Below are 11,735 nucleotides of genomic sequence, written 5' to 3'. Positions count from 1 at the left end.
GGTCAGGGGCCCTCCTCGACCTGTGCCGTGATGATCAGGATCGTGGCCAGCCGCTGCTCGTTGAGCGCATTGCCGCCCCCCAGAATCGCTGGTAACCCCGGGTTCAAGCGCCGCTCGGCCGACTCGGACTGGCGCCGCTCGAACCCAGATACCACCAGAGGCTGGCCGGGCTGCAAGGCAAGCTGCTGGACAGTACCGTTGCCCTCTACGGTGAGCTGCTGCAACTGCAGCGGATTCGATTTGTCACCGAAGGTCACGGTCTTCAGTGGCTGCGCTACCGTGTTGTCGTAGGCCAGCGACAGCAAAATCTGACCGTCTTCCTGGGCATCCGGCACCAAGGTAAGCAAGGACCCTACGGTCTCTTCCTTCTGGTTGACGGATACCGCCGGGACCGCCAGGCCGGTGGCACCAACCACGGGAGTGGTTTCCACCCGATCGATATACGAAAATGTGGTACGCACAGCGTGCGTGACAGGTCGCCGGCTCAATGTCAGCATTGGCACGCTGCTGCGCCGGACCAATCGTACAGACTCGCCCAGCGCCTGGATGACTGCCTCGCTGCCGGACATCGGACCCCGGGTCACACCAACGGCCAGCCGGCCGGCCGGACCAGTGGCCAGCGCCGGTACCGTCAAGCCGGCGGCGAGGCGCGCGCCGGAGAAGACCAGGTTCCAGTCCAGACTGGCGTGAGCCTGCTCACTCAAGGCCACGGTCAGTTCCTCGAAAACCAGCCGCACCCGCCGGGTGAGCGCCCGGTTCTCTTGTTCCAGATACCGGCCGATCCGCGCCAGGACTTCCGGCGTGTCGGTGACCACGACCGAGGAACTGGCTCCGGGCTCGGCTACCAGCACGCCCGAGCGCGAGAGGAAGGGCTCAATACGCGCCCGGATGGATTTCATCACGTCCTGGTCGCTACCCGACAGACGCGTGCTGGAGGCACTGATGAAGCCACCCTCCGTCTGATTGCGCCCCAGGCCCAACGAAGCCTGCGCCCGGGCGTCCAACGTCAGCGCCTGGACATTGAAGACGCGCGTTTCAGTCCGGAAGAACTCGATCCCGTCCGGACCATGGCGCCAGCGGATGCCCCGGTGCGCTGCCAGGCGATCCAGGATCTGTGGCAGCGGCGCTGGCCCCGGCGCCAGATCAAACGGCTGTTCGCTGTCTGCCAAAACCTGTTGCCCATGGCCCATTTGCCCGGCCAGGCGCGGCAGGAAATGGTTGTCTGGCAACAGCGCATCCGGCTGCACCCGAACCGGGATCCCGGTAACGGTGGCGATACGCCGTGCAATCCTGCGCAAATCGTCGGTGCCATCCGCAAACAGCAGCGTGGTCTGCACATTCGCACGCAGCGCGGGCGGGAGGCTGAGCTCACGCTCCAGCGGCTGCGCGCGGCCGGCAATCCAGGGCTTGTCGACCTGCTGGGCGGCACGGCGCAGATCCGGATCCGTGATTGCGCTGGAAAATTCCTGATGACTGCGGGTTACGGTCTGTGCCACATCGCGGTGCCGCGCGGCAGCCTGCCGCACGCGGTCCGCCAGCGCACACCCTGAAAGTGCACCGAAGACCCCTACCAGGACCAGCCAGCGAAGGCTGCGACCGTGCGGACTCCGGCGGCCAGACGATCGGCGTGCCAAGGCGCCGCCAGCATTCATGAGGAAGCCCCCGGCACCTGGGTGCGATCACAGCGCTGCGCCAGCGGCACGACGCGCAGTACCTGGTTGGCGTAAAAGCACGGCTGCAGCGGCCTATCCCCCAGTTCCGTGGCTGCCAGCAGGCTCCTGACGGCGGGAACGAACTCTTCACCGAAGGCTGCGGAACCCGCCAGCGGAATATCCACGTCTACCGCCCAGTGCTCCGATTCGAACAGCCAACCGGCCGACCGCGCCCAACGACCCAAGACCCGGCGGATATTGCCATCCGCCGGTGTGGCCTCGAAGAAACCGCGCGAACGGGGCCGACCAGTAGCGGGAGAGCCCTGGCTGGACGATCGGCGCACCGACGAGATGTCAGCCTGGCCTGGTACCGACACGTCCGGCGCCAGCGAAACGGGAGGTGGGGGTAGCGGCAATGACGGTGGCGGGGGTGGTGGAGAAGGCAGTAGCGCTGGCGCCTGCGCCGTTGGCGGGGGCGATGCCACAGCCGCTATCGGAACGGGCACAAAAGCCTGCGCCGGAGCGGCTGACACCGCCGCGGGAGAAACAGGCGAAAGAGTGACGGGTGCATGTTCGGCCGATGCCGGAATCGGCGCAGCAGAATCAACCCCAGGCTCGCGCCAGATCTGTGCCTGCAGTTGCCCGCCACGCACCAGCAGGCGCGTCGGGACGCCTGTGATGACCAAGTAGTCGCCTTCACGCCCGGGATGCAGCAGCCGGTCGCCACCCGCGGTGCGCTCGAACACGGCCGGCGCTGGTTGGCCCACGGGATACTGCAGCCAGGTCCGCCGCCCGTCATCAAACACCTGTAGTGGCGCCAGGGACGGATCGCCGTCCATGTGCCAGTCGAAGCGGAAATGCCCCGGCACCGGCGACAGACCAGCCAGCGTGCGCCACCACTGCGGCCCGCTGGAAGTGGCGCAACCGGCCAGCGTCAGGACGAGAACCCCCGCACCCAAGAGTCTGAACATCGCCACCCCCAAAGAAAAAGGCACCTGACCGGATCGATCAGGTGCCTATGGTGGCGGGGTGGCGCGCAGCGCGCCAGATCGGAAACTACGAATGGAGCAAAGTATCTACTTCTTCGCGTGCGAGGTGCGGCGGTGGTGGACCGGCCGCTCGCTCTTGCTGGCAGGCGCCTGAGCCATGCCTTGGTGCGCCAGACTGTTGCCTTCCACAGCGGCCATGCTCAATGCCGTTACGGCCGACTGCTTGCCGTCCAGTGCGGAATCCAGGATCTGGCGGAACCGTGCGTGAATGGCCGGATAATTCTGAATGCGGAAGCCCTGCGCCGTGGACGCCGTGTGGCCGGCATACACCGCGACCAATTGCCGCCATTGGCCCAGATCGCCGTAATAGCTGTTCGGCGTCTGGTCGAACGCGGCCTGGGTCAGCGGCAGGAACCCCGTCTGCTGATACCAGGAAGCAGCCTGCTTGGGCTGAGCCAGCCATCCCAGGAACGCGACGGTTGCGTCGGTCACCGGCTTGGCGGACTTCATCACCCACAGGCCCGAACCGCTCACGAAGGGATTCCCGGGCGTATGTGTCACATCCGGGTAATACGGTAGCCCGCTCACGCCATAATGCAGCTTGCGCTGGCTGCTGAAGTCGCCAATGTGGCCGGAGCTGGACATCAGCACCGCACATTCACCCTGGCCGAAGCGCCCAATGGAATGCATGCCGGCATCGGGGCGCACCATGATCTGGGACCGTACCCAGGTCACCATCAGCGACAGGTGACGCACATACGTGGAATCAAAGGAGAAGCTCGGCAGGCCTTTGGCCTTCAGGCCGTTTTCTGCGCTCGCATAGAGCTGGTTGTTCACGGCCGCCAGGTTTTCCAGGTTGATGGACACCGGCAGGTCGGAGGTCAGCGGGCAGCTGCGCGAGCCGTTGTTGGCGAGCGTCACGAGCTGCGCCTGCAGTTCCATCCAGGTCCGCTGTGGCACCGCAGGATTCAGACCGGCCTTCTTGAAGGCATCCTGGTTGTAGTACATGACCGGCACCTGCAGCATGGCCGGGAAGGCCATGAGGCGGCCCTTGGGGTCACGGATGAAGGCATTGTCCGGCGACACGAACCAGCGCACATTCTTCAGCTCGGCGGATTTCTCCAACGTGTAGAAGGGCTGTACATAAGAGCGGCTGGCGATCTCGTCCAGGCTGTGCGTATCGCCCATCTGCGCGAGCGCCGGCAGTTTCTTGGCCGCGGCAGCCGCCGCCAGCGCCTGGTCCAGGGCCTCCGGTGTATCGAAGGCCTTCAGCGTGACCTGCACGGCGGACTGACTACGGTTGTAGTTCTTCACCAGCGTCTGGAAGGCCTCGGCGTTGTGACCGGTCAGGGAGTACCACAGCGGGACCTCGGTCGCTGCCAGGGCCGGCACAGTGATCGAAGCTGCCGCCAAAGCACAGACAACACGAAACCCCGGGCGAAACGCGCCGGGGCCAAAAGTATGCTTCATCTCAAATTAATCCAAAAAAGGAAAATCGACGTCGGGCAGCCGCCCCGACACCAGATCCGCCAGAGCCCGGCCGGAGCCAGCACCCATGGCCCAACCCAACGGACCATGACCGGTATTCAGGTACAGATTGCGTAGCCGGGTGCGCCCGATCAAAGGCACGCCAGACGGAGTGGCCGGCCGCAACCCGGACCAGAACTGAACATTATCAAAATCCAGTGCACTTGGGAACAAGGCCCGGGCTTGTTCCACGAGCTGATTGCAACGAGCTGTATTCAGCGCGCGGGAATAATTGCCAATCTCTGCCGTACCGGTGATCCGCAGGCGATCCCCCAGCCGGGTGACGGTCACCCCGGCCGCCTCATCCACCAGACCGATTCCCGGCGCAGCGGATGCATCCCGCACCCCGAAGGTCGCCGAATAGCCCTTGGCCGGGTAAACCGCGCACGACACCCCCAGTGGCCGGGTCAGCATGGGCGTGAAGCTGCCCAGCGCCAGCACGAAGGCATCGGCATTCAAAGGCCTGAAAAACCCGTCCGGGTCGACCAGCTCTGCCACCGACACACGGCCGTTCACCGGCACCAGCCGATTCACGCGCGTGTTGAAATGAAAGTCCACCCCGGCGGCACGCGCGTGTTCGGCTAGCGCACGGGTGAACAGATACGCGTCGCCGGCCTCGTCGTCAGCCCAATAATCGGCACCCACTATGTTCTCGATCGCCGGGCTCAGGGCTGGCTCCAGACGCAGGATCTCATCCCTGTCGACGGCACGCCGCTGCACGCCCCACTCCGCCAGGTCCGGTACCGCGGCCCGCGCACGTGCCATCATCCCCGCATCCCGGTAGAGCGTCAGCACACCCCGCGCCGAATGATCACAGGCGATATCCAGATCGGTGCGCAGCGATCGGAGAACCCCCCGACTGTATTGCACCAGGTTCACCAGAGCCTGCCGATTGGCAGAAAGCCGCGCGTGGCGGCACTGGGCCAGAAATCGCAGGCACCAGAGCCACTGATGAGGGCTCAGACGCAACGCGACGCTGAATGGCGCATCGATCCGGCCGGAACCATGCAGCAACGGCCGCAAGGCGTGCGGACTGGCCCAGGGTTGCGCATGGCCAGCGGGAACCAGGCCTGCACCGGCGCGGCTAGTCTCCAGGGCCGGTCCCGCGCGGCGGTCGACCACCACGACCTCATGGCCGGACTTCGCCAGCCACCAAGCGCTGCAAACTCCGATCACGCCCGCACCGAATACCGCCACCTTCATGATCCCGCTCCCGCAGCCTCGTTCGCTCCGCCCTGGCCTCAGGCGCCGGACAACGCGCTCGCCCGATCCGCCTCGGACGTGAAGGCGTCGGCGAAGAAGGCATCGGGCGGCAGGCCGCAGCCCTGCACGAAGTCTCGCCGTGCGGCCTCCACCATCACCGGCGCCCCGCATGCATAAACCTGGTGGGCCGACAGATCCGGCAAGTCCTGCATCACGGCCTGATGGACCCATCCGGTGCGTCCCGTCCAATGATCCTCAGTGTGCGCCTCCGAAACCACCGGGACGAACCGGAAGTCCGGCAGAATCTTTTGCCAGCTCTCGGCGAGTGCGGCCTGATAGAGGTCTCCCGGGCGCCGGCCGCCCCAGTACAGCACGGCGGGGCGCGTGTCACCGCGCGCTATCATGGCCTCCAGCATGGCTTTGATTGGCGCGAAGCCGGTGCCGCTGGCCAGAAACACAATGGGACGCGCAATGTCGTCGCGCACGAAGAACGAGCCCAACGGCCCTTCGACGCGCAGAATATCGCGAACCTTCAGGGGAATATCGCCCACACCGAAAACGCGGCTGGTGAACGTGCCGCCCGGCGTGTGCCGCACATGGAGCTCCACCCGGTGGCCATCGGCCGTGGGGCAGGCCATGGAGTAACTGCGCCGCACACCGTCCTTGAGCAGAAATTCCAGATACTGCCCGGGATAGAAATGAAAGGGTTCGGCGCTCGGAAGCTGCAGAACGACCCGCATCACATCAGGGCCCAGCGGCTCCAGCGCCTGGACCCGCACGGGCATTCTACGGACTACCACGTCGCTGGACAGGCGCACTTCCTGTGCCTCGATCACCAGATCAGAAGCCGGACGAGCCTGGCACAGCAGCGTGTAGCCCTGCGCTAGATCGGCGGCATCCAGGATCCGGGCTGGCGCCGGGCCAGCATCATAGTCGCCCGATACGATCCTCGCCCGGCAGGTCGAGCAGGTGCCGGTGCGGCAGCTGTAAGGCAGCACCAGACCAGCGGCGAGCGCGGCATCCAGCACAGTCTGCCCTGGCTCGACCTGGAATTCCCGACCAGCAGGCTGCACCAATACCCTGAAGCTCATGATTCTTCCCTTCGCAGCGTTCCCGGTCCTATTTTAGGCCCCACCCGACGCAGGACCGGACCAGAGACTGGGCTGCTTGAGCCGGGTCGCCAGGAGCTTCCCCTTGCGCGCCCGACGACCGGCATATTCCAGCAGTTCGTCGTGCGACAGAACGAGTTCCGTGTCGCGTGCTCGGTAAACCCCGCGCAACACGATGCCGCCTGGCCCCACGCCAGCCCACTGCTCCAGGCCGTCGTCCGCATCCAGACCCATGAGGATGGTCCCTCGGCCGCCGCCCGCCAGCGTCTTGAGTTCATCCAGTGCCACCACGAGGAACTTGCCCTTGCGAGTGAGCAGCGCCACGGCCGCATCGTCCGCGCGCAGCGCCAGCGGTCTGAGCAGATGATCCCCCTTGTCCACCGTCACGAACTGTTTGCCCGCCCGCTGCCGGGTGGACAGATCCCCCAGCCGGGCCACAAAACCGTAGCCAGAAACCACCCCCAGCAACAGACGCTCGTCGGGTGCACCCGCCACCACATGCACGATGCGGCTGCCGGGCTCCAGGTCGACCATGGAAGTGATGGGCTGGCCATCGCCGCGCGCCGAGGGCAGCCCGGAGACCGCTACGCTGTACGACCGCCCAGTATCGGACAATGCCACCAGCTCCTGGGTCGAACGGCACTCCAGCGTGGCATACAGGCCATCGCCTGCCTTGAAGCTGAATTGCGCCGAATCATGGCCATGTCCCTGGCGCACGCGCAGCCAGCCCTTTTGCGACACCACCACGGTGACAGGCTCGTCCACCACCTGCGTTTCCATCACCGCACGCTCGGCCGTCTCGATCAGTGTGCGCCGGTCGTCGCCAAACTGCTTCGCATCAGCCTCGATCTCGCGGATCACCAGGCGACGGAAGGCGTTCGGATTGTCCAGCAGACCCTGCAGCTCAGCCTGTTCCGTGCGTTTCTGGGCGAGTTCCTGTTCGATACGAATGCCCTCCAGACGCGCGAGCTGCCGCAGCCGCATCTCCAGAATGTCGTCGGCCTGCCGCGCGCTCAGGCTGAAGCGCTGCATCAGCGCCGCACGCGGCTCGTCAGCCTCGCGGATGGTGCGAATCACCTCGTCCACGTTCAAGTAGACGATGCTGCGGCCTTCCAGAATATGGATGCGGTCCAGCACCTTGTCCAGGCGATGCCGCGTGCGGCGCAGCACTGTCTGCGAGCGGAACACCAGCCAGGACTCCAGAATCTGGCGCAGGCTGCGTTGGCCAGGCCGCCCGTCGGTATCGATGCACACGAGGTTCACGGGCACATTGCCTTCCAGACCCGTGCGCACCAGCAGCAGATTGACGAATTCATCGCGGTCGATACGGCTGGTCTTGGGTTCGAACACCAGCCGGACGGCGGCCTGCTTGCCGGATTCATCGCGCACGGAGTCCAGCATGTTGAGCACCAGCGCGCGGGTCTGCTGCTGTTCGGCCGACAGCGACTTCTTGCCGGCCCGGGGCTTCGGATTGGTGAGCTCCTCGATGGCCTCCAGGATCTTTTGCGACGAAGCGCCCGGCGGAAGCTCGGTGACCACCCACTGCCACTGGCCCCGTGCCAGGTCCTCGAAATGCCAACGGGCGCGGGCTTTCAGCGTCCCCCGGCCACTGGAATAGATTTGCGCAATCTCATCGGCGGACGAGATGATCTGGCCGCCACCCGGAAAATCGGGCCCCGGCACCATGGCGTGAAGCTCCGCATCGGGCAGCCCGGGTGTGCGCAACAAGGCGACGCAGGCGCGGGCGATCTCGCGCAGGTTGTGCGAGGGAATCTCGGTCGCCATGCCCACGGCAATGCCCGAAGCGCCATTGAGCAGCATGATGGGCAGGCGCGCCGGCAAGCACACCGGCTCCTGCTGGCTGCCGTCGTAATTGGCGACGAAATCCACCGTGCCCTCGTCCAGCTCGTCGAGCAGCAGACGCGAAAACGGCGTCAGGCGGGCTTCGGTATAGCGCATGGCGGCCGGGTTGTCGCCATCGCGCGAGCCGAAATTGCCTTGGCCGTCCACCAGCGGGTAGCGCAGCACGAAGTCCTGGGCCATGCGCACCATCGCGTCGTAAGCCGCCTGGTCGCCATGTGGATGGTATTTGCCCAGCACATCGCCCACCACGCGTGCGGATTTCACCGGCCGGGCGGTGGGCCCCAGGCCCATTGCATCCATCGCATACAGGATGCGGCGCTGCACGGGCTTCTGCCCGTCGGAGACCTCGGGCAGCGCACGGCCGCGCACGACCGAAACGGCATAGTCCAGATAGGCCTGTTCGGCGTACTGCGCGAGCACCAGACTTTCATCATCGCCCGCAACGAGCAGATCGGGGGTATTTGCGTCCATCACGATTCCTTAAACATCCAGATCGGCCAGATTGCCCTTTTCTTCCAGCCAGGCGCGGCGCTGGGCGGCTTCACCGCGTGCCATCAGCAGCTCGAACATCGTGGCGGACGCCAAAACGCCGTCGCCGCCATGGCGGACCCGCGCCAGCCGGCGCGTATCCGGGTTCAACGTCGTGTCCCAAAGCTGCTCGGCGTTCATCTCGCCCAGACCCTTGAAGCGGCTGATGCGCCAGGCACCTTCGCGCAGCCCCTCGCCGCGCAGCTTTTCCTGCACGGCATCCAGCTCCGATTGGTCCAGACAGTACAGCTTGCGCGCTGGCCGCTTGCCAGCGGAAGGGACGTCCACGCGAAACAGCGGCGGACGGGCGACATAGACGTGGCCTTCTTCGATGAGACGCGGAAAGTGACGCAGAAACAGCGTGAGCAGCAGTACCTGGATATGTGCCCCGTCCACGTCGGCATCCGACAGGATGCAGATGCGGCCATAGCGCAACCCGGACAAATCCGCCGCATCCCCGCGCGCATGGGGATCCACGCCAATCGCCACGGAAATATCGTGGATCTCCTGGTTGGCGAACAGGCGGTCGCGATCGACTTCCCAGGCATTCAGGATCTTGCCGCGCAGCGGCAAGATCGCCTGGAATTCCTTGTCGCGCCCCATTTTGGCCGAACCGCCGGCGGAATCGCCTTCGACCAGAAACACCTCGGTGCGGGTCGCGTCCGATGATTCGCAATCGGTGAGCTTGCCCGGCAGCACAGCCACCCCCGAGCCCTTGCGCTTCTCGATCTTGCGCGCGGCCCGGCTGCGCGCCTGAGCCTGACCGATGGCCAGTTCGGCGAGCTGCTTGCCGTATTCCACATTGGCGTGCAGCCAGAGCTCCAGCGCGTTTCGCAGAAAGCCGCCGACCAGCCGCACCGCATCGCGGCTGTTGAGCCGCTCCTTGATCTGGCCCTGGAACTGTGGATCCAGAACCTTCGCCGACAACACGAAGCTGGCACGGGTAAAAACGTCCTCAGGCAGCAGGCGGATCCCCTTGGGCAACAGGTTGTGCAGCTCGGCAAAGGACTTGACGGCATTGAACAGGCCCTCGCGCAAGCCCGATTCGTGCGTGCCGCCCGCCGTGGTCGCGATCAGGTTCACATAGGACTCGCGCACCGTCGGCCCCTCGGCCGTCCAGGCCACGACCCACTGCGCGCCCTCGCCACGGGCAAAATGCTCGTCATCCTCGGCCGCATATTGCTGGCCCTCGAAGAGCGGCACCAGCACAGGTACATCGCCCAGCTCTTCCGACAGATAATCGCGCAACCCGGCGGCGTAGTGCCATTCCCGGGTCTGCCCAGTCTTCTCCAGCGCCAGGGTCACCCGCGTGCCCGGCAGCAGCACCGCCTTGCTGCGCAGGGCATGTTCCAGATCCGCCAGCGGAATCCCCGCATGGTCAAAGTAGCGGCCATCAGGCCAGGCGCGGACCCGCGTACCAGTGCGGCGCTTGCCCACGGAGGCAACGCGCACCAGGGGCTCAATCACGTCGCCGTCACCAAAGACCACCCGGTACTCGCCGCCATCGCGCCAGACCGTGACCTCCAGCCGCGTGGACAAGGCATTGGTGACCGATACCCCCACGCCGTGCAGGCCGCCCGAGAACGCATACGCGCCGCCATCCGCCTTGTTGAATTTGCCACCTGTATGCAAGCGTGTGAAGACCAGTTCGACGACCGGTGTGTGCTCTTCCGGGTGATCCCCCACGGGAATCCCTCGCCCATCATCCTCGACCGTCACGCTTCCATCGGTGTGCAGAATGACGTCGATACCGTGCGCAAAACCCGCCAGCGCCTCGTCGGCTGCGTTATCGATGACTTCCTGGATGATGTGCAGCGGATTATCGGTGCGCGTGTACATCCCCGGACGCTGGCGCACCGGCTCCAGCCCCTTCAGAACCCGGATCGAAGACTCGTCGTATGAAGCAATGGTCACTGTAATGCCCGCCGTGGGTACGAAAAAAACGACTATTTTACGGAGTTAATGGTATGCTTATCTGCATCGGGCCAGACGCGCCCTGCGCGCAGCGATCCATCCATGGCCTGCAGACTCCCATTCTTCGCACTTGCGCCTACCTATGAGTGACTCCATCAAGCACGTTAGCGACGCGTCCTTCGAGACCGACGTGCTCCAATCCGATTTGCCTGTTCTGGTCGACTACTGGGCCGAATGGTGCGGCCCCTGTAAGATGATCGCGCCGCTTCTCGAAGAAGCCGCCACCAAATTCCAGGGCCGCGTGACCGTGGCCAAACTGAACGTCGACGAAAATCCCGAAATCGCCGCAAAATACGGCATCCGCGGCATTCCGACGCTGATGCTGTTCAAAAACGGCAAGGTCGACACCACCAAAGTCGGCGCTCTTTCACGCACACAACTTCAGGCTTTTCTCGACGAAGCCGTCTGACTTCGCCCCTTTCCCACTCCGATTCCACACGCGCGAGCCCGGCTCCGGGCTCGCCATCGATCCCACGATCCTCTCTTACCCTTTCCCATGCACCTGAACGAACTCAAAGCGCTGCACGTCTCGCAGCTGCTCGACATGGCTGCCGAACTCGAAATCGACAACGCCAACCGGCTGCGCAAGCAGGAACTGATGTTTGCCATCATGAAGCGGCGCGCCAAGCAGGGCGAACAGATCTTCGGCGACGGAGTCCTGGAGGTCCTGCCTGACGGCTTCGGGTTCTTGCGTTCGCCCGAAACATCCTACCTGGCCAGTACGGACGACATCTACATTTCGCCCTCGCAGATCCGGCGCTTCAACCTGCATACCGGCGACTCGATCGAGGGCGAGGTGCGCGAGCTTTTCCAAGGCACGAATCGCTTCAAAGACTTGGTCGAACGCCTCCACGGCATCCCGCGCAACCTTCTGGCCCAGCGGCTCGCCC

Annotated in this window: 9 protein-coding genes; 2 read left to right on the top strand and 7 right to left on the bottom strand. The window is 64.9% G+C overall.

The genetic code is table 11. The features are described 5' to 3' along the window. Positions 1-2: 2 nt before the first annotated feature. From EPN31_RS13055 to EPN31_RS13025, 7 genes are all read right to left on the bottom strand, one after another. The gene (locus EPN31_RS13055) at positions 3-1,652 is read right to left on the bottom strand and encodes a hypothetical protein (RefSeq protein ID WP_291773909.1); all 1,650 of its coding nucleotides are present in this window, start codon (positions 1,650-1,652) and stop codon (positions 3-5) included. Beyond that, on the bottom strand, positions 1,649-2,623 hold the full coding sequence (locus tag EPN31_RS13050; RefSeq protein WP_291773907.1) for a TcpQ domain-containing protein: 975 nt from the start codon (positions 2,621-2,623) through the stop codon (positions 1,649-1,651). The genes EPN31_RS13055 and EPN31_RS13050 overlap by 4 nt, the downstream gene beginning before the upstream one ends. 105 nt (positions 2,624-2,728) lie before the next feature. Then, positions 2,729-4,111, bottom strand: a complete 1,383-nt coding sequence (locus EPN31_RS13045; protein ID WP_291773905.1) for an extracellular solute-binding protein — start codon at positions 4,109-4,111, stop codon at positions 2,729-2,731. A 6-nt stretch (positions 4,112-4,117) separates the two neighbouring features. Further along, positions 4,118-5,371, bottom strand: coding sequence for a D-amino acid dehydrogenase (locus tag EPN31_RS13040; RefSeq protein WP_291773903.1), 1,254 nt, complete (start codon positions 5,369-5,371; stop codon positions 4,118-4,120). A gap of 38 nt (positions 5,372-5,409) precedes the next feature. Further along, positions 5,410-6,462: a CDP-6-deoxy-delta-3,4-glucoseen reductase gene (locus EPN31_RS13035; protein ID WP_291773901.1), complete on the bottom strand. Its 1,053-nt coding sequence runs from the start codon at positions 6,460-6,462 to the stop codon at positions 5,410-5,412. A 33-nt stretch (positions 6,463-6,495) separates the two neighbouring features. Beyond that, on the bottom strand, positions 6,496-8,814 hold the full coding sequence (gene parC / locus EPN31_RS13030) for a DNA topoisomerase IV subunit A (protein WP_291773898.1): 2,319 nt from the start codon (positions 8,812-8,814) through the stop codon (positions 6,496-6,498). Positions 8,815-8,823: 9 nt separating this feature from the next. Next, positions 8,824-10,710: a DNA topoisomerase IV subunit B gene (locus EPN31_RS13025; RefSeq protein ID WP_291774167.1), complete on the bottom strand. Its 1,887-nt coding sequence runs from the start codon at positions 10,708-10,710 to the stop codon at positions 8,824-8,826. A gap of 217 nt (positions 10,711-10,927) precedes the next feature. Here EPN31_RS13025 and trxA point away from each other — a divergent pair, with 217 nt between their 5' ends. Both trxA and EPN31_RS13015 read left to right on the top strand, forming a co-directional pair. Continuing rightward, the gene (gene trxA / locus EPN31_RS13020; protein WP_291773896.1) at positions 10,928-11,254 is read left to right on the top strand and encodes a thioredoxin TrxA; all 327 of its coding nucleotides are present in this window, start codon (positions 10,928-10,930) and stop codon (positions 11,252-11,254) included. 87 nt (positions 11,255-11,341) lie between these two features. Then, the coding region (locus EPN31_RS13015; protein WP_291773894.1) for a Rho termination factor N-terminal domain-containing protein at positions 11,342-11,735 on the top strand (394 nt) is incomplete at its 3' end.

The sequence above is a fragment of the Castellaniella sp. genome (assembly GCF_004321985.1).
Taxonomy (GTDB): Bacteria; Pseudomonadota; Gammaproteobacteria; order Burkholderiales; family Burkholderiaceae_B; genus Castellaniella.
This window is presented reverse-complemented; position numbering and strand designations above follow the sequence as displayed.